Source organism: Nocardioides sp. (assembly GCF_964229035.1).
In the GTDB taxonomy this organism is placed as follows: Bacteria; Actinomycetota; Actinomycetes; order Propionibacteriales; family Nocardioidaceae; genus Nocardioides.
The window spans coordinates 23,185-46,877 of the sequence record NZ_CAXRAZ010000018.1 but is presented as its reverse complement, the minus strand read 5'-3'; the positions used below and the strand labels follow the sequence as shown (position 1 = coordinate 46,877).

Annotated in this window: 19 protein-coding genes; 8 read left to right on the top strand and 11 right to left on the bottom strand. The window is 73.2% G+C overall.

Annotated elements, in window-relative coordinates:
* Positions 1-49: 49 nt before the first annotated feature.
* The gene (locus tag ACERUN_RS06545) at positions 50-856 is read left to right on the top strand and encodes an HAD family hydrolase (RefSeq protein WP_370289031.1); all 807 of its coding nucleotides are present in this window, start codon (positions 50-52) and stop codon (positions 854-856) included.
* Between the two features lie 364 nt (positions 857-1,220).
* Here ACERUN_RS06545 and ACERUN_RS06540 read toward each other — a convergent pair whose 3' ends face one another.
* On the bottom strand, positions 1,221-1,943 hold the full coding sequence (locus tag ACERUN_RS06540; protein ID WP_370289030.1) for an oxidoreductase: 723 nt from the start codon (positions 1,941-1,943) through the stop codon (positions 1,221-1,223).
* Between the two features lie 75 nt (positions 1,944-2,018).
* Here ACERUN_RS06540 and ACERUN_RS06535 point away from each other — a divergent pair, with 75 nt between their 5' ends.
* The 7 genes from ACERUN_RS06535 to ACERUN_RS06505 all read left to right on the top strand — a co-directional run bounded on the left by ACERUN_RS06535 (position 2,019) and on the right by ACERUN_RS06505 (position 7,741).
* Complete coding sequence (locus tag ACERUN_RS06535; RefSeq protein WP_370289028.1) at positions 2,019-2,285, top strand: type II toxin-antitoxin system VapB family antitoxin; 267 nt, start codon at positions 2,019-2,021, stop codon at positions 2,283-2,285.
* A 17-nt stretch (positions 2,286-2,302) separates the two neighbouring features.
* Positions 2,303-2,722, top strand: a complete 420-nt coding sequence (locus ACERUN_RS06530; protein WP_370289027.1) for a type II toxin-antitoxin system VapC family toxin — start codon at positions 2,303-2,305, stop codon at positions 2,720-2,722.
* A gap of 154 nt (positions 2,723-2,876) precedes the next feature.
* A complete protein-coding gene (locus ACERUN_RS06525) occupies positions 2,877-3,824 on the top strand; it encodes a class I SAM-dependent methyltransferase (protein WP_370289026.1) in 948 nt (315 codons plus the stop codon).
* Positions 3,825-3,888: 64 nt separating this feature from the next.
* A complete protein-coding gene (locus ACERUN_RS06520; RefSeq protein WP_370289024.1) occupies positions 3,889-5,031 on the top strand; it encodes a sensor histidine kinase in 1,143 nt (380 codons plus the stop codon).
* Positions 5,028-5,789 carry a LytR/AlgR family response regulator transcription factor gene (locus ACERUN_RS06515; RefSeq protein ID WP_370289023.1) on the top strand — a complete coding sequence of 254 codons (762 nt, stop codon included), beginning with the start codon at positions 5,028-5,030 and terminating at the stop codon, positions 5,787-5,789. Before ACERUN_RS06520 ends, ACERUN_RS06515 begins: the two co-directional genes overlap by 4 nt.
* 27 nt (positions 5,790-5,816) lie before the next feature.
* Positions 5,817-6,242 (top strand): hypothetical protein, encoded by a 426-nt coding sequence (locus tag ACERUN_RS06510; protein WP_370289022.1) that lies wholly within the window; start codon positions 5,817-5,819, stop codon positions 6,240-6,242.
* The gene (locus ACERUN_RS06505; RefSeq protein WP_370289021.1) at positions 6,239-7,741 is read left to right on the top strand and encodes a cation acetate symporter; all 1,503 of its coding nucleotides are present in this window, start codon (positions 6,239-6,241) and stop codon (positions 7,739-7,741) included. The genes ACERUN_RS06510 and ACERUN_RS06505 overlap by 4 nt, the downstream gene beginning before the upstream one ends.
* Before the next feature lie 84 nt (positions 7,742-7,825).
* On the opposite strand, the gene ACERUN_RS06500 is transcribed toward ACERUN_RS06505, so the two are convergent.
* From ACERUN_RS06500 to ACERUN_RS06455, 10 genes are all read right to left on the bottom strand, one after another.
* Positions 7,826-8,500, bottom strand: a complete 675-nt coding sequence (locus tag ACERUN_RS06500; RefSeq protein WP_370289020.1) for a sirohydrochlorin chelatase — start codon at positions 8,498-8,500, stop codon at positions 7,826-7,828.
* 43 nt (positions 8,501-8,543) lie between these two features.
* Positions 8,544-9,656 (bottom strand): uroporphyrinogen-III synthase, encoded by a 1,113-nt coding sequence (locus ACERUN_RS06495; RefSeq protein WP_370289019.1) that lies wholly within the window; start codon positions 9,654-9,656, stop codon positions 8,544-8,546.
* A gap of 7 nt (positions 9,657-9,663) precedes the next feature.
* Entirely contained in the window at positions 9,664-10,080 is a 417-nt protein-coding gene (gene nirD, locus ACERUN_RS06490) for a nitrite reductase small subunit NirD (protein ID WP_370289018.1), read from the bottom strand.
* Positions 10,077-12,671, bottom strand: coding sequence for a nitrite reductase large subunit NirB (gene nirB / locus ACERUN_RS06485; protein ID WP_370289017.1), 2,595 nt, complete (start codon positions 12,669-12,671; stop codon positions 10,077-10,079). The genes nirD and nirB overlap by 4 nt, the downstream gene beginning before the upstream one ends.
* A gap of 1 nt (position 12,672) precedes the next feature.
* Positions 12,673-14,208, bottom strand: coding sequence for an FAD-dependent oxidoreductase (locus tag ACERUN_RS06480; RefSeq protein WP_370289016.1), 1,536 nt, complete (start codon positions 14,206-14,208; stop codon positions 12,673-12,675).
* Between the two features lie 75 nt (positions 14,209-14,283).
* A complete protein-coding gene (locus tag ACERUN_RS06475; protein ID WP_370289015.1) occupies positions 14,284-16,359 on the bottom strand; it encodes a molybdopterin oxidoreductase family protein in 2,076 nt (691 codons plus the stop codon).
* A 47-nt stretch (positions 16,360-16,406) separates the two neighbouring features.
* A complete protein-coding gene (locus tag ACERUN_RS06470) occupies positions 16,407-18,005 on the bottom strand; it encodes an MFS transporter (protein WP_370289014.1) in 1,599 nt (532 codons plus the stop codon).
* Between the two features lie 129 nt (positions 18,006-18,134).
* On the bottom strand, positions 18,135-20,522 hold the full coding sequence (locus tag ACERUN_RS06465) for a GNAT family N-acetyltransferase (protein ID WP_370289013.1): 2,388 nt from the start codon (positions 20,520-20,522) through the stop codon (positions 18,135-18,137).
* Positions 20,519-21,973 carry a lysine N(6)-hydroxylase/L-ornithine N(5)-oxygenase family protein gene (locus tag ACERUN_RS06460; protein ID WP_370289012.1) on the bottom strand — a complete coding sequence of 485 codons (1,455 nt, stop codon included), beginning with the start codon at positions 21,971-21,973 and terminating at the stop codon, positions 20,519-20,521. The genes ACERUN_RS06465 and ACERUN_RS06460 overlap by 4 nt, the downstream gene beginning before the upstream one ends.
* Positions 21,970-23,571 carry an aspartate aminotransferase family protein gene (locus ACERUN_RS06455; RefSeq protein ID WP_370289011.1) on the bottom strand — a complete coding sequence of 534 codons (1,602 nt, stop codon included), beginning with the start codon at positions 23,569-23,571 and terminating at the stop codon, positions 21,970-21,972. Before ACERUN_RS06455 ends, ACERUN_RS06460 begins: the two co-directional genes overlap by 4 nt.
* Positions 23,572-23,693 lie beyond the last annotated feature (122 nt).

Below are 23,693 nucleotides of genomic sequence, written 5' to 3'. Positions count from 1 at the left end.
TGCACGGCGATCGCGCCCGGGTGGTGCGGATGGGACCTACGATGGCGCCATGGCCCCTGCGGGTGCAGCGCCCACGGCGGCGTTCTTCGACCTCGACAAGACGATCATCGCCAAGTCGAGCGTCCTGGCGTTCAGCCGTCCCTTCCAGGCCGGGGGCCTCATCTCGCGTCGTGCCGTGCTCCGCTCCGCGTACGCCCAGTTCGTGTTCATGGTCGGCGGCGCTGACCATGACCAGGTCGAGAAGATGCGCCAGTTCATGTCGCAGATGTGCGCGGGCTGGGACGTCGCGACGGTGCGCGAGATCGTCGCCGACACGCTGCACAACGTGGTCGACCCGCTCGTCTACGACGAGGCCGTGCGCCTGATCGACGAGCACCACGCCGCCGGTCGCGAGGTCGTGATCGTGTCGACCTCCGGCAGCGAGGTGGTCGAGCCGATCGGCGCCATGCTCGGCGCCGACCGCGTCGTGGCCACCCGCCTCGCCGTCGAGGAGGGCCGCTACACCGGCGAGATCGAGTACTACGCCTACGCCGAGGAGAAGGCCGCCGCGATCCGCGCGCTGGCGCAGGAGCGCGGCTACGACCTCGACGAGTGCTTCGCCTACTCCGACTCGGTCACCGACGTGCCGATGCTCGAGGCCGTGGGGCACCCGTTCGCGGTGAACCCCGACAAGGACCTGCGCAAGGTCGCCGTGGCTCGCGAGTGGCCGGTGCTGCAGTTCGTGCGGCCGGTGGCGCTCGGCTCGCGCCTGCACCTGCCGCCACCGAAGCCGACGCTGGCCGCGCTCGCGGTGGGCGGCGTGGTGGCTGCCGGCGCCCTGTGGATCGGCACGCGCCGCCGCTCCCTCTCGGCCTGATCCCCGTCGGCAGCGACCGCCTTCTGGGGCCCGGCCGGGGCCCGGCTGCCGGAAGGCGACCCAACCCCCAAGCCTCGCGGTCGCAGCGGCCGAGAACAAGTCTTGTAGGTGGCCCGCCGGAGGCGTACAAAGGGACATGAAGTGAGCGGCGTCACAACTCCAGACAACACGCGGCCGCGGTACCCACGCGGCGATCCACCCTTCTCACCAGGGCGCTGAACATCCGGCAGAGGTCCGGAGCAGCAGTTGACGATGCACGCCTGGTAACCGACGGTCGCGTGTCAGCGGTGGCACCCGGGACAGCACCTTCTCCGCCCGGGTGCCACCAGCATTTTTCCCGCTGGTAGCGCTCAGCGGCTGCGACCTACGGTCGCACCAGCGGGCTGGCATCCGCCGCGGCCGCGTAGGCCTCGGTGGCGTAGAGCAGCCACGCGTGCATCCCGGCCGGGCCACCCTCGGCCCATCCGCGCAGGTTGGACTCGTACTGCGGGCGCAGCGCCAGGTGCGCCGCCTCGGGAACGACGAGCGACTTCTCGTCCACGCCCTTGACCGCGAGCAGCAGGCGCTCGGTGGCACGCGCCACCAGACCGTTGTGCGAGCCGAAGGGCGCCGCACTGATGAGCTCGGCGTGGACGACGGCCGCCACCGCGAGGGCGGGCGCCTTCGACGGCGCCGTGACCAGCTCGGCGATGCCGCGCAGCTTCGAGGCGGCCTCGCCGTCGCGGGGGCGGCCGAGCATCTCGTCGGGCAGGATGCCGCGCGCGGCGAGGGTGTGCAGGCGCGCGAAGGCCTGCAGCGGCTGCTGGCGCAGCACCGGCAGGAGCCCGAGCAACTCGGTGGAGATGCGCACGGCGCTCACCGCGATCTCGTCGCCGGCGTCGGCGCGCACGTCGTCCAAGCTGGACCCCGACCCCTCGAGGACGGCGCTCGCGTGCGCCCCACGCAGCAGCGACTCGGCCGTGAGCTCGGGGCTCGTGCGGCGCAGGCCGCGATCGCGCAGCAGGACGTCGATGCCGTCGCGCGCGCCGGCGAAGCCCGACGGCACGCCCTCGAGTCCGATGAGCCAGGCGTGGGGATCGGCGGTCACGACGCCCAGCCTAGGGGGGTACTCTGGTAGAAGAGGAGAACGGTGGAAAGGTAGAAACGTGGAGGTGCGGCGCCGGTGAGTCTCAACATCAAGAACGAGCGGGTGCACGCGCTCGCACGAGAGGCCGCTCGGATCACCGGCAAGAGCCAGACCAGCGTCATCGAGGAGGCGCTGGTGCGCCTGCTCGCCGACCTCGGCGACGACCCCGCCGCCGTGCAGCTCCAGCACCGCCTCGACCTCGTCGACGCCATCACTCTCGAGTGGCAGCAGCTGCCCGAGCGCAGCGGGGGCATCCGCGACGAGCACGACCTCTACGACGACACCACCGGCCTGCCGGCGTGAAGACCCAGCCTGCGGGCGTGAACCCCCGCGAGCCGCGTCGCCGCGCCGCGATCGTCGTCGATTCCTCGGCGCTCATCGCGATCCTGCGCAGGGAGGCCGAGGCGGGTTCGTTCGCCCGGCTCATCGCCGCATCCGACGCCCGCATCAGCGCGGCCAACTGGCTGGAGGCAGCCATGGTGGCCGACGGGGCCCGGGTCGGGGGTGGCGAACGACTCGACGAGATCGTCGAGCTGCTCGGCCTGCAGATCGAGCCGGTCACGTCCGCACACGCTCGCGCAGCCCGGATGGCGTTCCTGCGCTACGGCAAGGGGTCCGGATCGCCGGCTCGCCTGAACTTCGGGGACTGCCTCGCCTACGCCCTCGCGGCCACAAGTGGAGCGCCCCTGCTGTTCAAGGGAGACGACTTCACCCACACCGACGTCCTGCAGGTGCCCTGAGGCATCGCCGATTGGTGGGAAACCGCACGCAGAAGCAGAGAAATGTTGCGGATTGGCGCCCAACCGCAACCCCCCGCCGCGCGCGCCGCACCGCACGCACCGGCCCGCGGCGCGGTGCCGCCGTCCACGCAGGACGAGGTCGTAGCCTGCCCCCGTGGCCTCCGACGACCTGACTCCGACCGCCACCAGCCGTGCCGCCCTGAGCTTCGGGCAGGTGGCCGACGCCTACGACCGCGGCCGCCCTGACTACCCGCTTGAGGCCGCTGCCTGGCTGGTGGGCGAGCAGCCGTGCCGGGTGCTGGAGCTGGGTGCCGGCACCGGCAAGCTGACGCGGGCGCTGGTCGAGCTGGGGCACGACGTCCACGCCACCGACCCCGACCCGCGCATGCTGGAGCGGCTGGCTGCGCAGGTGCCGCAGGCCCGGCTGTCGCAGACCGGCGCCGAGGAGATCCCGGCGGCCGACGGGTCCTACGACGTGGTGGTCGCCGGCCAGGCCTTCCACTGGTTCGACCACGCCAAGGCGCTGCCCGAGATCGCGCGCGTGCTCGTGCGCGGCGGCTCGCTCGCACTCGTCTGGAACGCCCGCGACGAGCGCATCCCGTGGGTGCGTCGCCTCGGCAACCTGATCGGTCGCCAGGACGTCACCAACGCCGAGCCCGGCGAAGTGCTCGAGACCTCGCCGCACTTCGGCCCGCTCGAGGAGGCCGAGTTCAAGCACTGGCAGGTGCTGCACCGCGGCACGATCACCGACCTGGTGAACTCCCGCTCCAACATCGCCACGCTGCCGCCCGAGCAGCGCGAGGCCAAGCTGGCCGAGGTCATCGCCTTCTACGACGACTTCGGCCGCGGCATGGACGGGATGCAGCTGCCCTACCTCGCCCGCTGCTTCCGCGCGGTCGTCGGCATCCGCCCCACCACCCCGCCGCCCACCTCCTCGGCGGACGACGGCGCCCCCGACCCCGACGAGCAGGCGCCCGAGGGGCTCGAGCACCTCGACCAGCTCGACACCCAGGCCGACGGGATCCGCCGCGTGAAGCTCGCCCCCGCCGTCGAGCCGCCCGCGGACGACGACTCCGGCATGCTCCTCATCGACTTCCGCTGAGACGGGGCGGTCCTCGAGCGCCGACCAGCCACGGGATGCAGGCGTCGTAGGGCACCATGACCCCATGGCAGCCAGGTGGAGCGTGCGGGGCCTCCGCGGCGGACACCTCGGCTCGGACGCCGACCGCGCCGCCTTCCGCGCCCTGCACCAGGCCTCGCTGGCTGCACCTGCCCTGCGGGAGGGACTCACGGCGGCGAGCGCCGAGCGCGCCCTCAAGCACCTGCGCACGCTGCTCGGCGTGCCGGCGATGGCGATCACCGACACCGAGGCGGTGCTGGCCTGGGACGGGTTGGGCTCGCACCACCGCGAGCACGCGGCGTCCGCGGCGAAGCCGGCCATCGCGCAGGGCGGCACCCACACGCTCGACCGCGAGCAGCTCGCGTGCCGGGTGGGTGGGTGCCCGGTGCGCACGGGCATCGTGAGTCCGCTGGTGGTGGAGGGGCGCCTCGTCGGCACCGTGCAGGTGTTCGCGCCCCAGGCCACCGCGGGCCTGGTGCGCGCCACCGAGGAGGTGGCTTCCTGGACGTCGGGCCAGCTCGAGCTCGCCGAGCTCGACCGGCATCGCAACCGGCTGATGGAAGCCGAGGTGCGCGCGCTGCGGGCCCAGATCAGCCCGCACTTCGTCTACAACTCCCTCAACGCCATCGCGAGCTTCGTGCGCACCGACCCCGACCGTGCGCGCGAGCTGCTGCTGGAGTTCGCCGACTTCACCCGCTACTCCTTCCGCCGCCACGGCGAGTTCACGACCCTGGCCGAGGAGCTGCGCTCGATCGAGCGCTACCTCGTGCTCGAGCAGGCCCGCTTCGGCGACCGCCTGCAGGTGCGGCTCAACGTCGCGCCCGAGGTGCTGCCCGTGGTGGTGCCGTTCCTGTGCGTGCAGCCGCTGGTCGAGAACGCCGTGCGGCACGGGCTGGAGAGCGCCGACCACGTCGGCCACCTCTCGATCGCCGCCCACGACCGCGGGCACGAGGCCGTGCTCGAGGTCGAGGACAACGGTGTGGGCGAGGACCCCGAACGGGTGCGCCGGGCGCTCGCCGGCGACTCCGCCCTCGACTCGGTGGGTCTCGGCAATGTCGACGCACGGCTGCGCGCGACCTTCGGCGACGACTACGGTCTCGTCGTCGAGACCGCGCCCGGCGCGGGCACGAAGGTCATCGTGCGGGTGCCGAAGTTCGCACCCGGCGTCAGCACGGAGGTGGGCAGGTGAGCGGCACCGGGGCGGCTGCAGGCCTGCGCGTCCTCGTCGTGGACGACGAACGCCCCGCCCTCGACGAGCTCGCCTACCTGCTCGGCGCCGACGACCGGGTGGCCGAGGTGCTGCCCTGCGGCTCGGCCACCGACGTGCTGCGACTGCTGCGCGAGCGCGAGGTCGACTGCGTCTTCCTCGACGTGCAGATGCCCGGCCTCACCGGGCTCGAGCTCGCCGAGGTGCTCAGCCGCTTCAAGGAGCCGCCGCCCATCGTGTTCGTCACCGCGCACGAGCAGCACGCGGTCGAGGCCTTCGACCTGCGCGCGGTCGACTACGTGCTCAAGCCCGTGCGCCCCGAGCGGCTCGCCGAGGCGGTGCGCCGCGTGCTGGCGACCACGCGACCGGCGGCGGGCGAGGCGTCGTCCACGGACGGCGGTGGGGCGCAGGTGGCGGTGGAACGCGGCGGGGTCACCCGCTTCATCGATCGCAGCGACATCACCCACGTCGAGGCGCAGGGCGACTACGCGCGCCTGCACACCACCGGCGGCGACTCCTACCTGGTGCGCATCGCGCTGACCACGCTGGAGGAGGACTGGGCCGAGGCCGGGTTCCACCGCATCCACCGCTCGCTGCTCGTGGCCCTCGGCCACGTGGCCGAGCTGCGCAGCGACGCCGGTCGCACGACCGTGGTCGTCGCCGGCACCGAGCTGCCCGTGAGCCGTCGGCACAGCCGCGGCCTGCGCGACGTGCTGGTGCGCCGCGCCGGCGGGCGCTGAGCGGCGCCCGGATCGGAGGCGAGCGCCATGGTCGAGAGGGTCAGGGTCACGGGCCCGCCGCGGCATCCCGCGGCGCGTCGCCCGGCGGTGGACCGCACGCGCGAGCTGCGCGACCAGCCCGACGGCACGGGCGCGGTGGGCCAGCTCTACCTGCGCTCTCTGCTGCGCGAGCAGCTCGGGCTGGCCGCGCGGGTGATCGTGCTGCTCGCCGCGACCCTCGGCTCCGTGCCCCTCGTCTTCCACCTGGCCCCCGAGCTCGGCGAGCGCGAGGTGCTCGGGCTGCCGGTGGCGTGGGTGCTGCTGGGCGGCCTGGTGCACCCGTTCCTGCTGCTGCTCGGCTGGCGGTTCGTGCGGCGCGCGGAGCGCAACGAGCAGGTGTTCGCCGCGCTGGTGCGGGGCGACACCGGCGACGGCGCGGTCGGCGACGGCGCGGTGGACGGCGGGACGCCGTGAGCGCCGCGGACGCACCCGGGCTGGTGGCCGTCGTCCTCGTGACCGTGGTGACGCTCGCGATCGGCGCCTACGGATTGCGCTTCTCGCGCACCACGAGCGACTTCTTCGTGGCCTCGCGCACCGTGGGCCCGCGCCTCAACGCCTCGGCGATCGGCGGCGAGTACCTGTCGGCGGCGTCCTTCCTCGGCATCGCGGGGCTGCTGCTCGTCGGCGGCGCGCCGATGCTCTGGTACCCCGTCGGGTGGACGGCGGGCTACCTCGTGCTGCTCGTGCTGGTGGCGGCCCCGATGCGCCGCTCGGGTGCCTACACCCTGCCCGACTTCGCCGAGGCGCGACTCGCCTCGCGCGCCGTGCGGTCGGTGTGCTCGCTGCTCGTGGTGGGCATCGGCTGGCTCTACCTGGTGCCCCAGTTCGAGGGCGCGGGCCTGACGCTGCGCACCGCCGTGGGCGCACCCGAGTGGGCCGGTCCGCTGATCGTCGGCGCGGTCGTGCTGGCCAACGTGACCGCCGGCGGCATGCGCTCGATCACCTTCGTGCAGGCCTTCCAGTACTGGCTGAAGCTCACCGCCCTGCTCGTGCCCGCCGCCGTCCTCGTGGCCGTGTGGTGGGGCGACGGCCGCCCCGGCTCCGGCGGCGGGGACGCCGCGTGGTCAGTGCCCGTGGCGCCCGGCGGGGGTGCCGGGCTCTACGCCACCTACTCGCTGATCATCGGGCTCTTCCTCGGCACCATGGGCCTGCCGCACGTGGTCGTGCGCTTCTACACCAACCCCGACGGCCGCCAGGCGCGCCGCACGACCGTGGTGGTGCTGGCCCTGCTCGGCTTCTTCTACCTGCTCCCGCCGATCTACGCCGGACTCGGACGGGTCTACGGCGAGGGCATCCGCTCCGACGTGATCGTGCTCGAGCTGCCGCGGCGCATGGTCGAGGGCGTCGGCGGCGACGTGCTCACCGGGCTCGTCACCGCGGGCGCGTTCGCGGCGTTCCTCTCTACCTGCTCGGGGCTCGCGGTGGCGATCGCGGGCGTGCTCACCCAGGACGTCACGAGCCGCGTGCTCGGCGAGCGCCGCGGTGGGGTCGCGGCGTTCCGTGTGGCGGCGGTGGTGGCGGTCGTCGTCCCCCTGCTGGGGGCGCTGGCCGTGCGCAACGTCGGCGTCGCGCAGTCGGTGGGCCTCGCCTTCGCCGTGGCCGCCTCGACCTTCTGCCCGCTCCTCGTGCTCGGGATCTGGTGGCGCGGGCTCACCGCACCCGGCGCGCTCGCGGGACTCGCCGCCGGGGGCGTGGGCTCGGGAACCGCCGCGCTGCTGACGCTCGCCGGCTACTCACCCGGAGGGTGGCCCGGGGCGGTGCTCGGGCAGCCCGCGGCCTGGAGCGTGCCGCTGGCGTTCGTGGTGATGATCGGCGTCTCGCGCCTCACCGCCTCGCGCCGACCGGCGCACGCCGGCCGCTTCCTCGTGCGGCTGCACACGCCGGAGACGCTGCGATCGGCTGACGCCGGCTGAGCGGTCGGCTGGGACCGCCCGGGCCCCCAGCCACATCGTCGGTTCAGGCCGGTGACACGACGATGAGGCTGGGGGCCTCGGAGGTCAGGCCCGCACGCCCGCGGCCGCCACCCGCTCGCAGATGAGCTCGACCACCCGCGGGTGCGGGCCGATGACGTCGGCCACCACCGACGCCCGCGCGTCACAGGCCTGCTCGCGCGCCTGGGTGCGGAAGTAGCCGGCGGCCAGCAGGTAGGGCGACACGGCGTCGCCGGGGCGCGCGACGTCGGCCAGGCGCGGCCCGCGGCCGGTCATGCTCGCCCAGACGACCTCCCCGCCCCAGGCGGCGGCGAGATCGGCCGCGGCGCCGTCGAGGTCGTCGTCCACGGCGGGGTCGTTGCTGCCGGCGGCGAGCAGCACCACCCGCTGCCCCTCCACCGCGCCGACCTCGCGCAGCCGCTCCACCTGCGCGGCGGCCAGCAGCGGGTCGGGGCCGAGGGGGCCGCCGAGGTGCACGAGCGAGGGGTCAGGGGCGCCGGCGACGGCCTCGGGGAGGTCCTCGCGCACGTGCATGCCGGTGGAGAGCAGCAGCGGCACCACGACCGTCGGCACCGCCTCGGCCGCCACCACGTCGGCGAACAACGGCTCGCACAGCTCGACGTAGGAGGCGACCGCCTCGACGCCCAGGCGCTCGCCCGCCGCACGGGTGAGCTCGACGGCCACCGTGTTGCCGGCTGCGGTGCGGGTGCCGTGGGCGACGGTGATCAGGCGCGCGGTCATGGCTCCATGATCGCGGGCACCGCGAAATGTGGACGACGGCCGCTCACGGCGCCGTCGCGAGCCGGTAGCCGCGCTTGACCACCGTCTGCACGCAGCGGGTGCCCAGACCCGCGCGCAGGCGGGCCACCGCCATCTCCACGGCGTGTTCGGACCCGGCGGTGCCCGACGGAAGTGCGGCGAGCAGGTCGCGTCGCGACACCACCGATCCGGGGTTCACCAGCAGCGCCTGGAGGACCGCGGCGGGGGCGGGCGAGAGCTTCACCTCGACACCGTCGAGCAGCACCTGATCGCCGTGCAGCAGCAGGATGTGGCCCGCCACCTCCAGCGCGGTGCCCTCGGCGCGCGAGGGCAGCTCCGCCTCGAGCTGCTTGACCATCGCGGCCAGGCGCGAACGGTCGGGGTAGACCGACGGCACCCCCCACATCTCGAACGCGGCGGCGGTGACCGGCCCGACGCAGCTGGCGACGACGTCGGCCTGGAAGGCGCTCACCACGTCGTCGCGCTGGCCCGTTGAGGTGGCCGCGGCCATCATCGCGGCCACGGCGGGCGCGGCGGTGAAGGTGACGGCATGGACGCGACGAGCGGCGATCTGCTCGATGAGTCCGAACATCGGCTCGGGATCCTCCGCGCCCTCGACGCGGTAGACGGCGACGGTCTCGACGCTCGCACCGAGTCGGCGCAGGGCGTGAGCGGCCATCGAGAGCGACTGGCCGTGCTCCTGGACGACGATGCGTCGACCGGCGAGGTCGCGACCACGCAGGTGCCCCAGGACGTCCTCGAACTCCTCCGACTCCGGCGCCCACAGCTCACGCAGGCCGAAGCGGCGGATGACCCCGACGCTCTTGGGCCCGCGCGCCAGGATCTCGGCGGCTCCGAGATGGGCGAGCAGCCGTTCCTGCAGCCCCCACCGCTCCGCCGCGGTGAACCACGACTTCAACCCGATCCCGGTGGTGGCGACGAAGATGTCGACCGGAGCGGCCAACACCTGGCGGGTGGCCGCGAGCAGGGCGGCCTCGTCGATGCGGTTGGGGTCGACCGACAGCGCAGGCGCGTGGACGACCTCGGCGCCGCGCCGCTCGAGCAGCGCGATCTGCTCCTCGGCGCGACGGGCGGCGGTCACGCCCACCCGGAAGCCCGCCAAGGGCAGCTCGCTCACGCTGTCATCATCGCGCATGGGAACCGAGGTCGAGGTCGCGTCGGGCCCCGACGATCACGACGTCGTCGCGCAACGCCACCTCGTAGGTCGCGACCATCACCGCGGGATCGTCGAGGCAGCGACCGGTGCGCAGGTCGAACGGCTGCTTCAGCAGCGGGCTGGCCACGAACGGGACCTCCTCGGCATGCGTCAGCCCGGCGTCGTCCACGGTGGTGAGCGTGCGGGTGCCGACGATGCCGCGCGAGAGCACCGAGGCACCGGAGAAGGGGTCGAGGTTCGAGAGCGCGAACAGTTCGTCGTCGTAGGTGCGGAAGACCGCGACGGCCTCGCCCGCCACGAGGGCGGCGACGCCCGACTCGCGGCGGATCTGCTCGAGTCGGCACACCGTGGTGCCGGTACCGGCGGGGACCTCGAGGGCGGTCATCGCGCACCACCCACCGGGATCGTCGCGCCGAGCTGCACCACGCCATCGACCGCAGCGGGGAGGTCCGGAGCGATCTGGCCCCGCTCGTCGCGGAAGCTCACGTGGGGGTCGGGCACGCCCGGAGCGTTGACGAAGGACACGAACCGGGCGAGCTTGGCGGGGTCGGCCAGGGTCGCCGCCCACTCGTCGGCGTAGGAGTCGACGTGGCGGGCCATCGCCGCCTCGAGGTCGTCGGCCAGGCCGAGCACGTCGTCCACCACGACCTCGCGCACCCGATCGAGTCCGCCGATGGCCTCCACCCACGGCGCGGTGCGTTGCAGGCGGTCGGCCGTGCGCACGTAGTACATGAGGAACCGATCGAGGTAGCGCAGCAGCGTCTCGCGGTCGAGGTCGCCGGCGAGCAGTTGGGCATGCACGGGGACGGCGCCGCCGTTGCCACCGACGTAGAGGTTCCACCCCTTCTCGGTGGCGATGACGCCGAAGTCCTTGCCCCGCGCCTCGGCGCACTCGCGGGCACAGCCGGAGACGCCGCCCTTCAGCTTGTGGGGCGAGCGCAGCCCGCGGTAGCGCAGCTCGAGCTCGATCGCGAGACCGACGGAGTCCTGGACGCCGTAGCGACACCACGTCGAACCCACGCACGACTTCACCGTGCGCAGCGACTTGCCGTAGGCGTGACCCGATTCCATCCCGGCATCGACGAGGCGCTTCCAGATCACCGGCAGATCCTCCAACCGAGCTCCGAAGAGGTCGATGCGCTGACCGCCGGTGATCTGGGTGTAGAGGCCGAAGTCGCGCGCGACCTCGCCGATGACGATCAGCTTCTCGGGCGTGATCTCGCCGCCGGGGATGCGCGGCACCACCGAGTAGCTGCCGTTCTTCTGGATGTTGGCGAGGTAGGCGTCGTTGGTGTCCTGCAGCGTCACGTGGTCGGGGTCGAGCACGTGGTGGTTCAGCAGGCTGGCGAGGATCGAGGCCACGGCAGGTTTGCAGATGTCGCACCCGCGCCCTCGGCCGTGGCCGGCGATGACGTCGTCGAAGCGCTGCAGACCCCGGACGGCGACGACCTCGAAGAGCTCCTGGCGGGTCATCGCGAAGTGCTCGCACAGGGACCGGTCGACCGTGCGACCCGTGGCGGCGAAGTGGTCCTCGACGATCTTCTTCACCGTGGGCTTGCAGGAGCCGCAGGTGCTGCCGGCACGGGTGCAGCGGGTCACGCACGCGGCATCGGTGCACGGCCCACCGTCGTTGAGCGTGGCGTCGTCCTCGACCGCGCCGCGGATCTGCGCCGTCGTGACGTCGTTGCACGAGCACACCTGCGCGTCGTCGGGCAGGCCCAGCTCCAGACCTCCTCGACCGGCGGGAAGGATCAGCTCCTCGGGATTGTCGGGGAGAGCCATGCCGCTGCCCGCGAGGGGCCTCAGCACCCCGTAGGCCGATGCGTCGCCCACCAGCACACCGCCGAGCAGCTCGTAGGAGCCGCTGTCGGTCTCGCGGACGACGAGCTTCTTGTAGATCCCCGCGACCGCATCGGCGAACACGAGGTCGAGGCTGTCGGGCGCCGCGCCGTGGGCGTCGCCGAAGGAGGCGACGTCGACGCCGAGGAGCTTGAGCTTGGTGGACATGTCGGCTCCCGTGAAGGCGCCGGTGCCTCCGAGCAGCGCGTCGACCACGACCTCGGCCATCGTGTAGCCCGGGGCGACCAGGCCGTACATGCGGCCCGCGGGAGCCGCGCACTCGCCGATCGCCCACACGTGGGGGTCGCTGCTGCGACACCGCTCGTCGACCAGCACGCCGCCGCGCTCGGCGATCTCGAGTCCCGCCGATCGCGCCAGCGCGTCGCGCGGCCGGATACCTGCGGAGAAGACCACCAGGTCCACCGGCAGCGATTCCTCACCTCCGGCGAAAGCGAGGGCGGCGACGTCGCCGGAGCCTCCCGCCTCGAGCCGCTCGGTGGCGACGCCGGTGTGCACCTGCAGGCCGAGGGCCTCCACGTGACGTCGCAGCGTGGCGCCGCCGGCGTCGTCCACCTGCACGGCCATGAGGCGCGGGGCCATCTCGACCACGTGGGTCTCGACACCGAGCTGGTGCAGGGCGTTGGCCGCTTCGAGGCCGAGCAGGCCGCCCCCGATCACCGCGCCGGCGCGCACCTCGGGACGGCCGGCAGCCGCGCGGATCGCCTCGAGGTCCTCGATCGTGCGGTAGACGAACACGTTGCCCAGGTCGTGGCCGGGCACGGGCGGCACGAACGGCGCGGCGCCGGTGGCGAGGACGAGCTCGTCGTAGTGCGTCGTCATCCCCTCGACGGTGGTGACGGTGCGGGCCGAGGCGTCGATCGCGGCCACCTCGACACCGGTGTGCAGCGTGACGCGCGGATCGTCGTACCGGCCGGACGGCAGCAGCGAGAGCGCCTCCGCGCCGACCTCGAAGAAGGAGGTGAGCGCGACGCGGTCGTAAGCCGGTCGGTCCTCGGCACCGAGGACGACGATGTCGTGGGTCTCGGTGAGACCGCGCTCGATCGCCGCCTGCACGAAGCGGTGGGCGACCATGCCGTGGCCGACGACGACCAGGGTGCGGCGCAGGTGCGATGCCATGTCAGGCTCCCTTCGGGGAGGTTGCGAGGGCCGGACGGCTGGCGAGCAGCGCCCGGACGGTGGGTGTGCAGCCGCCGCAGCCGGTGGTGGCGCGGGTGGTCTCGCGGGCGTCGTCGAGGCTCGCGCAGGACCGCACCCGGCCGGCGCTCACGCCGGCGCATGCGCAGACCTCGGCCTCATCGGGCAGAGCGGCCACTGCCCCGCCGCGGAGGTCGGCGTCGGCGACGGCGTGCTCCGGCAGCAGCAGCCGGCCGGGCTCATCGGGTGCGAGCACGGTGCCCCGGTCGAAGGCCTGGGTGATGAGGCCGACGCGGGACAGATCACCCACGAGGGTGGCGGCGACGATGCGGCCCTCGCGGACCACGAGCCGCCGGTGGGATCGGGCGATCGGGTTGCTGACCTCCACCACCTCGCCGCCGCGCTCGATCTCGCTCGCAGGCTCGCCGAGCACCGCCACGTCGAGGTCGGTGGCCCGCAGGCGCGCGACGACGCGACTGCCGTCGTAGCGGGCGGCCTCACCGCACAGCACCCGGGCGAGCACGCCCGCCTGCTCCCAGGCAGGCGGCACGAGCCCCGGGATGCGCTCGCCGTACTGGGCGCAGTCCCCGATGGCGTGGATGTCGGGATCGCTCACGCTGGCCAGGCGCTCGTCGACCACGACGCCTCGGCGCACCTGCAGACCGGCACCGCGAGCCAGCGCGGTGGCCGGGCGGCCTCCGGCGGTGAGGACGACGAGGTCGGTGTCGAGCACGTGGCCGTTGTCGAGGCGCAAGGCCGCGCGGCCGGGCCGTTCGGGTAGCGGGTCCGGGACCCGCAGGGCGCCGCCGATCGAGGCGGGTGCGGCGTCGCTGAGACGCACCGCCCGGGCGCCGGTGTAGACGGCGACGCCGAGACGCGCCAGGTCGCGGGCCAGGACGCGGCCCGCGGCGGTGTCGAGCTGACGGTGCAGCAGATGATCGGCGCCCTCGACGACCTCGGTCGTGATGCCCCTCAGGCCGAGGGCGCGTGCCACCTGCAGACCCAGCAGCCCCCCACCCACCACGACCGCCCGGCCCGCGTCGTCCACGGCGGCGAGGAGGCGCTCGCAGTCGGCCAGCGAGCGGAAGGCGTGCACGGCCTCGTGGAGCGAGCCGTCCATGCGCACCAGCCCGCGGATGGGCGGTAGCGTGGGGATGCTGCCGGTGGCGAGCACCAGCAGGTCGTACGGGACGAGCGTGCCGTCGACGAGCATCACGTCGCGATGACCGCGGTCGACACCGAGCACGCGCGCGCCGACCCGGAGGTCGACGTCGTTGCGGGCGAACCAGGCGGCGTCGCGCAGCACCAACGCCTCGCGCCGGTGGGTGCCGGCCAGCACCGCCGACAGCAGGATCCGGTTGTAGGGGGCGACCGGTTCGTCGCCGAGCACGGTGATGGCGAGGTGCCGCTGCGCATCGCGGGCCACGAGCTCCTCGACTAGGCGCGTGGCCGCCATCCCGGAGCCCACCACGACGAGGCGCCGGCGGGCGTCGTCCTCGGGGCGGGCGGTGGCGGGCATGCCCCTATGCAACGCGACCCACATTTCGTGGCCGGCGTCCGTGTTACACGCGCGTGTCAACTCTCCCTCACGCCCTCACGCGCCCCTACGCCCTCGGCCGATCGCGGCCGCACAGACCTTGAACTCCGGCATGCGGCTGGAGGGATCGAGGGCGTCGTTGGTCAGTCGGTTGGCGCCCACCCAGTGGAACGGCACGAAGATGGTGTCGGGGCGGATCGAGGGCACCACCCGAGCAGGCGCGGTGAGCTCACCGCGCCGGGTGCGGACGACGACCGGAGCGCCGTCGCGCACCCCGCACCGATCGGCGAGCAGGGGATGGAGCTCGACGAAGGGCCCGTCGTCCGGGAGCTCGGCGATACGGCGGGTCTGGGCGCCCGACTGGTACTGCGCGAGGACCCTCCCGGTGGTGAGGTGGAGCGGGTAGTCGTCGTCGGGCTGCTCGGCGGCGCCCCGGAACTCCGGCACGAGGAAGCGGGCCCGGCCGTCGGCGGTCGGGAAGGTGGTGCCGAACAGGCGCGGGGAGCCGGGATGGGGTGCATCGCCGGGGCTGGTGGCGGGGCAGGGCCAGAAGACGCCGTCCTCGGCCTCGATGCGGTCGTAGGTGATGCCGGAGTAGTCGGCCCGGCCGCCGGCGGAGGCGCGGCCGAGCTCGGCGAAGACCTCCTCGGGCTCGGTGCTGAACGGCACCGCGCAGCCGAGGCGCTCGGCCAGGGCGGCCAGCACGTCGAGGTCGGAGCGCACTCCCGCCGGGGGCGCGACGGCGCGACGCCTCAGGAGCACCCGCCCCTCGAGGTTCGTGACCGTGCCGGTCTCCTCCGCCCACTGCGTCACCGGCAGGACGACGTCCGCCATGGCCGCGGTCTCGCTGAGCACGAGATCGCAGACCACGAGCAGGTCGAGGGCCGCGAGCCGTTCGGCGACCTGGCTGGCGCGGGGAGCGGAGACGGCGATGTTGGAGCCGTGCACGAGCAGCGCCTTCGGCCCGGCGTCGGTGCCGAGGGCCTCGAGCAGCTCGTAGGCCGAGCGGCCCGGCCCGGGCAGCGCGTCAGGATCCACGCCCCACACCGCGGCCACGTGCGCGCGTGCGGCGGGATCGTCGATCGCCCGGTACCCGGGCAGCTGGTCGGCCTTCTGCCCGTGCTCGCGGCCGCCCTGGCCGTTGCCCTGACCCGTGAGGCAGCCGTAGCCCGCATGCGGGCGCCCGGGCATGCCGAGGGCGAGGGCCACGTCGATCCAGCCGATCACGGTGGCCGTGCCCTGGGCGTGCTGCTCGGCGCCACGCGCGGTGAGCACGGTGACCCGCGGAGCCGAGGCGAGCAGGTCGACGAGCGCCTCCAGCTCACTGACGGCGACGCCGCTCACCCGCTCGACCCGTTCGGGCCACCAGGCGGCTGCGGCGCGGCGCACGTCGTCCCAGCCACTCGTGCGCGACGCCACGTACTCCTCGTCGACGGCCCCTCGGGCGTCGAGCAGGTGCAGGACGCCGAGGGCCACGGCGAGGTCGGTGCCCGGCACCGGCTGCAGCAGGAGGTCGGCACGCTCGGCCGTCGGCGTGCGCCGCGGGTCGAGGACGACGACCCGCCCCCCGTTGGCGCGGAGGCGATCGAGGTGGCGCGCGGCCGGGGGCATGGTCTCGACGAGGTTCGAGCCGACGAGCACGAGCACGTCGGTGCGCTCGATGTCGACGAGCGGGAAGGGCAGGCCCCGGTCGATGCCGAGCACCTGGTTGCTCGCGCTGGCCGCTGAGCTCATGCACCAGCGGCCGTTGTAGTCGATCTGGCTCGTGCGCAGTGCGACGCGCGCGAAGCGACCCAGCTGGTAGGCCTTCTCGTTGGTGAGACCACCGCCCCCGAAGACCGCGACGGCGTCGGCACCGAACTCCGCCTGCAACGCGGCCAGACGCATGGCGACCAGCTCGAGGGCCTCGTCCCAGGACGCCGTACGCAGCTCGCCGGTGACCGGGCTGCGCACCAGCGGGCTGGTGAGTCGTTCGCGATGGCCGCGCAGCGCCCCCGCCGTCCACCCCTTGCGGCACAGGCCGCCTTCGCTCACGGGATGCTCGGGCCGGGCCTCGATGCTCAGGCGCCCGCGCGCCGCAGTGACGCGCATCGCGCACTGCAGGCTGCAGTAGGGGCAGTGGGTGTCGCTCACGGGGGACCCTTCGACGTCGGTGGCGGTGGGGCGGAGCGGGAGGGCCCTCAGACCCCGACGTAGCCGGTGTCGGCCTTCGCGCCCGAGCGACGTCGCAGGTAGACCGCCCAGGTGATCACGGCACACACGACGTAGAAGGCCAGGAAGATCGTGAAGGCGTTCTTGGTGGCCGCCAGCGGCTCGCTGACCCAGGGGCTGTTGAAGGTGATCGGGATGAGGAAGCCGCCGATCGCGCCGATCGCGCCGATGATGCCGATGGCCGCCGAGGCCTTCTTCGACTGCGCGTGCAGCGCCAGCTCACGCTCCGGCGTCCCTTCGGCGGTGGCACGCTCGGCGTCCTTGCGGAAGATCGCGGGGATCATCTTGTAGGTCGACCCGTTGCCGAGGCCGCTGAACACGAACACCAGGAGGAAAGCGGCCAGGAAGAACGGGAAGACGTTCTGGTTGGCCTCGATGGCAGAGGTCACCGGGGCCGGGAAGCTGAAGGCCGAGGGGTCTTTGGCGATCTCGGCGAGCTTCTCGGGAGTGGGCGGCGGCGGCACGACCGTGAGGCGGCTGAGGGTGAACAGCACCAGCAGCGTGCTGGCGATCATGCCGCCGAAGGCCACGAGGGTCATCCGGGCACCCCCGAAGCGGTCCGCGAGCCAGCCGCCGAGCGGGCGCGCCATCGATCCGACGAGAGCGCCCAAGAAGGCGTAGAAGGCGAAGTTGATGCCGATGCCGGTGATCGAGGGCAGCGGCTGGCGCCAGAAGTTGACCTTGATCAGCAGGGGCATGGCGGCCGAGAAGCCGATGAAGGAGCCGAAGGTCCCGATGTAGAGCACCGACATGATCCAGACCTGCTTCTCCTTCAGGACCGAGAGCTGCTCGCGGGCATTCGAGCGTGCGCCGGCGAGGTTGTCCATGAAGAGGTAGGCCGCGACGGTGGCCACCACGGCGAGGGCGGCGTAGACGAACGCCGCCCGCTCGAGGTGGATGCCCCCCTGGCTGGCCTTGACCAGGCCGAAGATGCCGGCGCCGCCCACGAGGACCGGAAGGAAGAACTGGATGAGCGCGACGCCGAGGTTGCCGCCGGCGGCGTTGAGGCCCAGCGCGGCGCCCTTCTTCTCGGCCGGGTAGAAGAAGTTGATGTTGGCCATCGAGCTCGCGAAGTTGCCGCCGCCGAAGCCGGCGGTCGCTGCGATGAGGCAGAACACCCAGTAGGGCGTCGCCGGGTTCGTCACGGCCACCGCGAAGCCGATGGTCGGCACCAGCAGCAGCGCCGCGCTCACCATCGTCCAGTTCCGACCACCGAAGCGCGGGACCGCGAGGGTGTAGGGAACTCGCAGGAGCGAGCCCACGAGGTTGGGGATCGCGACGAGGAAGAACAACTGCTCGATCGTGAAGGTGAAGCCCTGCGCCAGCAGGAAGGCCGACGACACGCTCCAGATGAGCCAGACCGAGAAGCCGAGGTGCTCGGCGAAGATCGACCAGATCAGGTTGCGCCGCGCGATCGGCGCTCCCGTCGAGGCCCAGAAGTCCGGGTCCTCGGGGCGCCAGTCCTCGATCCAGCGGCGTCCTCGCCGGTGGCCCGCGGATGCGGAGGGTGATGAGGGCTGCGGCGGCGCAGCGGTGGGTACGCCGCTACCGGGACTGGTCATGGTCATGGCGGGCTCCTGAGGCCTCGGGGGTGGCAGGTTCGATCACCGATCCTCGGGGCCTGAGGTTTCGGCTCGCCGTCCCCGTGTGAACAGCCTTGGTCAACTCCTCCTCACCACCTCACGGACCTCACCACCTCACGAGTCACCCCCTGCCGCGAGCGGGTTGGCGAGCGTGCCCGCGAACAGCAGCGAGGACGCCTGGTCGGCCAGGTCGACCATCTGCCGGGTGTTGCGCAGCTGCAGGCGGTTGAGGCAGCTGTGGCGGAACCGGTCGCGGAGCAGGTCGTAGCGTGCCGAGGCCCCGGCCAGCTCCGGGTGGTCGGCGGCGTGCTCCTCGATCACCGATCGAGCGATGCCCCAGAACTCTTCGCCCGCGAGCACGCCGTCGTCGTCCAGGATCCCGGCGATGAAGCGCAGCACGCCGTCGACGACATCGGTGTGCAGCGCTAGCGCCTTGAGGTCGTCGCTCACCTCGACCCGCACCCGTTCCACCTCGGCCGGCAGCGGCAGGTCGCCCATCACCGCGATCTCCTCGCCGATGTCCTTCATGAACGCGCCCACCGGCACGTGGTCGCGCAGCCGGAGCACCACGTTCTCGCCGTGGGGCATGAACGCGAGGTCGTAAGTGAGCAGGCAGTGCACGATCGGGCGCAGGTAGCAGCGCAGATAGGCCCGCACCCACCCGGCCGCGTCGAGCGGCGACGCCTTGATCCACGCGGTGATGAGCGCGTCACCGTCGACGTCGCGGTGCAGCAGCGCCGCCATGGTCGCCAACCGCTCGCCCTCGCCGGCCCGCGGCACGGGGCTCTCCCGCCACAGCGCCGCCACCATCCGCCGGTACGGCGAGGGTTCGTCGATCCGGTGGAAGGCGTCGCCGGTGTAGCCGATGGCGGCGACCTCACGGAGCACCTCGAAGCCGCAGGCCCGCAGCTCGTCGTCCTCGTGGACGACGCCCGCCACCCAGTCGTTGATCGCCGGCGTCGTGCGCATGTAGCGCGGCGACAGCCCCCGCACGAAGCCCATGTTCTGGATCGCCAGCGCAGTCTTCACCAGGTGCCGCTCGGGTCGGGTGGCGTTGGCGAGCGTGCGGATCGACTGCTGGGGCCGGTGCTCGTCGTCGGCGGTGCCGAGGTGCACGAGGTCGTGACGAGCGAGGTCGGGCGCGAAGGTGATCGCGATGCGGTTGCGCCACTGCCACGGGTGCACGGGCAGCAGGAGGAAGTCGGCGGAGTCGAGTCCCAGCCCGCGCAACCGACCCTCGAAGCGCGCGCGCACGGCCGCGCCGAGCTCGGCGTCATAGAGGCCCTGCTCGTCGATCCCCTTGCCGAGGCTGAGGGTCGTGAGCGAGCGCCGGGCCGCGAGCCACTCCAGGCGCAGCCGCGAGCCGGTCTCGGGGGCGTAGGCGAGGTAGTCGTCGAGGCCGAAGCCGATTCGGCCGTTGTTGGCCACGAACGCCGGATGCCCCTCGGTCATGGCCGCCTCGATGGCGGCGTGGTCGGCGTCCACCAGCTCCGCCACCGGCGTGCGGGAGTGCACGCGCTTCCAGGCGGCGGAGGCGAGCGTCGAGGCGATCTCCTCCAGGTAGACGGGCAGCAGGTCGGAGCCGATCTCGAGCACGGGCGCGAGCTCGGCGATCAGCTCCTGCGCGTCCGGCGCGACGGCGAGAGGGCCATCGCCGCGCTCGCGCACGATCGAGTCGGCGTCGACGACCCAGTGCTCGGGGGCGTGCACCCGCGCGGCGAAGGTGTAGCGCGACCCGTCGGTGTCGACGCGCCACCGACCGTCGGGCTGCAGCAGCGGCGCGATGAGTCGCTCGTGGGCGAACTCCCCGAGCGCCTTGGCCACGAGGTGGCGCTGCGCCTCGGCCATCGGCCCGGGCGCGAGGTGATCGACCGCCGCCAGCCGCGGGAGCGGGGTCCCCTCGAGGGACGACGCCCGCACCAGCGCGGGAGGGCACCATCGCTCGCGGGTCAGCACCGAGAGCATCGCGACCTTGTCGGGCAACCTGATCTCACCGACCTCCTCGAAACCGGCGGCCACGTTGAGGGCGCGGATCGCGGTGTTGCGGACGTCGGGCTCTACTACGACCCGCTGCACGGCCGGGACGGAGAAGCACTGCGCGAGCACCAGGTCCATCGCGGCTCGGGTCAGCCCCCTGATCGGTGCGCCCTCCGGCGGGGCAACGAGCAGGTGCATCCCCAGGTCGCCCGGCGCCAGCTCCGCGCACTCGGCCAGCGCCGCGACCTCGGCGGGGTCGTAGGTCTCGGCCAGCAGCACGGCGCGGCCGTCGAGGCGGCCGAGCCAGGCATGGTGCCGCGGATCGGCGGCGATCGCCGCGTAGGCCTCGACGACCTCCCGCAGGCTCGCGCCCCCCATCCCCCAGTAGCGGGAGCGGGGATGGGTCAGCCAGGTGTACAAGGTGGCGGCCGCGAGACCCCGGCCATCACCTCGACCCGCCGACCCGCCGTCGGTGCGGACGACGAGCGGCTCGAGCGTCATCCGTGCGAGGAGCGAGGCGCTCATCGTGCAACCTCCGGTGCCAGCGCACGCTCCCGCGCGGCGGGATCGACGGGGGTGCCCGGCGGGCTCCCACCGGTCGGTACACGCAGGTGCTCGGCGGCCCCGAAGGTCTGCACCATCACCCGGCGGTCGACGGGGTAGACCTCACGGCCCAGCACCGCCGCGAGGATGACGGCGTTGCGGTGCGGGCCCATCCCGAGGTCGGGGGCGAGCAGCGAGTGCGTGTGCTCCTCGGCGTTCTGCACGAAGATCCGGTGGGCGTCGTCGACGGAGTAGTCACCGGCCACGTCGTAGCGGCCGCGCCCGTCCCGGCGCACGAGGTGCTCCACCGGCGCGAGGAAGTCCGGCGGGCGGGGCCGGTAGCCGGTGCCCGCCACCACGGCGTCAGTGGTGAGGGCCATGGAGGCGGCTGTCTCGGTGTGGGTGAGGCCGAGGCGCACGGGCCCGTTCTGCGCGAGTGGCCGCGCGTCGTCCACCACGGTGGAGGTGAGCAACGTCGTGCGGGGTCCCGCTCCGCCGACGCGCTGGCGGTAGTGCTCGTCGGAGATCGCCGCGATCAGGTCACGGCTGATGCCGCGGTAGAGATGGCGCTGCTCGCGCGCGAGGCGGTCGCGCGCCGCCATCGGCAGCGCCCGGTGGTAGGCGCCGTACTCCGGCGAGGTCATCTCCAGGGTCAGCTTGGAGTCGTCCATCGCCGCGAAGCGAGGACTGCGGGTCAGCCAGGTCAGCTCCTGCGCGCCACCGGCGGCGGAGGTGAGGAGGTCGAGGTAGACCTCCGCGGCGCTCTGACCGCTGCCCACCACGCACACGTGGCGCAGTCCCAGCAGCGACTCGCGGTGGCGGAGGTAGTCGGCGGCGTGCAGCACGCGCGCGCCGTCCTCGGCCGCGGTGCGCAGCACGTCGGGCAGCACGGGTGCCGTGCCGATCCCGATCGCGAGATGTCGCGCTCGCAGCCGCGCACCCGCGCTCGTGTGGACGACGAAGGTCTCGCCGACCCGCTCGACCGCGGTGACGTCCTGTCCGAAGCGGACCGTCGCGAGGCCCTCGGCCACCCACCGGCAGTAGGCGTCGTACTCGGAGCGCAGCGGGTGGAAGTCCTCCTTGATGTAGAAGGCGTAGAGACGGCCCGTGCGGCGCAGGAAGTTGAGGAACGACCAGCGCGAGGTCGGGTCGACCATCGTGACGAGGTCGGCGAGGAAGGGCACCTGGAGCGTGGCGTTCTCCAGGAGCAGGCCCGGGTGCCAGGCGAAGCGTTCACGGCGCTCGAGGAACAGGACGTCGAGGCCCTCCCGCGCTGCCAGGGGGTCGGCGAGGGCGGCCAGGCCGAGGTTGAACGGACCGAGGCCGATGCCGATGAGGTCGTGGACGCGCTCCTCGTCGCGCCCCAGCACCGTGGAGTTCGCGCAGCTCCCGGAGGGGAGCGGGCCCGTCGGTGTGATCGGGGCATCGCTCATCGGACGACCTCCAGGGATGCCAGCGAACGCGCGACGGGGCCGGCGTCCTCGACGCGGTCGGTCGCGCCGTCGTCGGACGACGTGCGGGCCGCCCCGTCAGGGGCCGACGCCAGCCGAGCACCCGTGCGACGGACCGCCTCGAGCACCCCGACCACGTCGTCGAGACTCGCCATCGGATTGAGCAGCGTGAGCTTGAGGTGACGCCGACCGTCGACCCGGGTGGCGGCGACCATCGCCTCGCCGCGGCGATAAAGCTCGGCGCGGATCGCATCCTGCAGGCGGTCGAGATCGGCACCGGACCAGCGGCCCGCGTCGGGAGGGCAGTAGCGCAGCACCAGCGTGCTGAGCTCGGGCGCGGCCGCGACGACCAGGTCGTCCATCGAGCGGCAGGCGCGGTGGGCGTCGTCCGCGAGGTCGACGACGTGGTCGACGAGCTCGCCGAGCGCCTGTGCGCCGATGGTGCGCAGGGTCAGCCAGAGCTTGAGGGCGTCGAAGCGACGGGTGGTCTGCAGGCTGCGATCGACCTGGTTGGTCGCGGCCTGCGCTGCCGGGCCCGCAGCGCCGTCCGGGCGCGGATTGAGGTAGTCGGCGTGCCAGGCCACGGCCGCCAGCGTGCGAGCGTCGCGGACGACGAGGGCGCTCGCCGACACCGGCTGGAAGAAGGTCTTGTGGAAGTCGACCGTGACCGAGTCCGCCCGCTCGATCCCGGCGAGCAGGTGCCGCCGGGTGGGGCTGACGAGCAGACCACCGCCGTAGGCGGCGTCGACGTGCAACCAGGCTCCGTGGGCGGCGGCGAGGTCGGCGATCGCCGGGATCGGGTCGATCGCACCGAAGTCGGTGGTGCCGACGGTGGCCACCACCGCGGCCGGGACGAGGCCGAGATCGGCGCAGGCGCGCAGGGAGCGCGACAGCGCCGCCGGGTCCATCCGGCGCCGGGCGTCGGTGGGCACCGAGATCACGGCCTCAGCGCCCAGCCCCAGCACCATCGCGGCCTTCTGCACCGAGAAGTGCGCCTCCTCGGAGGCGAGGAAGCGCAGCCGTTCGGCCGGCAGGTGGTCATGGCGACTGCGCGCGAGGAGCAGCGCCTGGAGGTTGGACTGCGTGCCGCCACTGGTGAAGACGCCGTCGGCCTCGGGGGTGGCGGCGCCGCCGTCACCGACGAGGCCGACGGGGAAACCGATGTGCTCGGCCGTCCACCGGATCAGTCGGCGCTCGATGAAGGTGGCCCCGACGCTCTGGTCGAAGGTGTCGAGGGAGCTGTTGACCGCGGCGATGTACAGCTCGGCCAGCAGGGCGGGCACCGCCACCGGGCAGTTGAGGTGCGCCGCGTAGGCGGGTTCGTGGAACCACACCGCACCGTCGAGCCACACCTCCTCGAGCTCGCCGAGCACCGCCGCGAGATCGGGAAGGGGCGTGCTCAGATCGATCGCCTCCACCCGGGCGCGCGCCTCGGCGGGATCGGTTCCTCGGGCGGGCGAGCAGACCTCGCGCAATTGCGTCGTCAGGTGGTCGACGCCGAGGCGCAGGGTGGCGGCGTAGTGGTCGGCGTGGGCCGGGTGGAACAGCTGGCCGACGGCAGGGGTGGCGGGATCGGGCACGAGAACTCCTCATCCGAGATAGGTAAGGCTTACCTAATCAGATGCTCGCACGGCTCGCCACTCCCGAGCCTGTCGTTCGCCTCACCCCGGCGCCGCGCCGACCGTCGCTGCGCGGCCGGTCG

What these genes read in the sequence shown, in the direction of transcription:
- nirB (WP_370289017.1), bottom strand. Translation starts at nt 12,671, where the DNA reads ATGGCATCGCACCTGCGCCGCACCCTGGTCGTCGTCGGCCACGGCATG.
- ACERUN_RS06465 (WP_370289013.1), bottom strand. Translation starts at nt 20,522, where the DNA reads ATGAGCGCCTCGCTCCTCGCACGGATGACGCTCGAGCCGCTCGTCGTC.
- ACERUN_RS06480 (WP_370289016.1), bottom strand. Translation starts at nt 14,208, where the DNA reads ATGCCCGCCACCGCCCGCCCCGAGGACGACGCCCGCCGGCGCCTCGTC.
- ACERUN_RS06520 (WP_370289024.1), top strand. Translation starts at nt 3,889, where the DNA reads ATGGCAGCCAGGTGGAGCGTGCGGGGCCTCCGCGGCGGACACCTCGGC.
- ACERUN_RS06460 (WP_370289012.1), bottom strand. Translation starts at nt 21,973, where the DNA reads ATGAGCGATGCCCCGATCACACCGACGGGCCCGCTCCCCTCCGGGAGC.
- ACERUN_RS06500 (WP_370289020.1), bottom strand. Translation starts at nt 8,500, where the DNA reads ATGACCGCGCGCCTGATCACCGTCGCCCACGGCACCCGCACCGCAGCC.
- nirD (WP_370289018.1), bottom strand. Translation starts at nt 10,080, where the DNA reads ATGACCGCCCTCGAGGTCCCCGCCGGTACCGGCACCACGGTGTGCCGA.
- ACERUN_RS06545 (WP_370289031.1), top strand. Translation starts at nt 50, where the DNA reads ATGGCCCCTGCGGGTGCAGCGCCCACGGCGGCGTTCTTCGACCTCGAC.
- ACERUN_RS06510 (WP_370289022.1), top strand. Translation starts at nt 5,817, where the DNA reads ATGGTCGAGAGGGTCAGGGTCACGGGCCCGCCGCGGCATCCCGCGGCG.
- ACERUN_RS06470 (WP_370289014.1), bottom strand. Translation starts at nt 18,005, where the DNA reads ATGACCATGACCAGTCCCGGTAGCGGCGTACCCACCGCTGCGCCGCCG.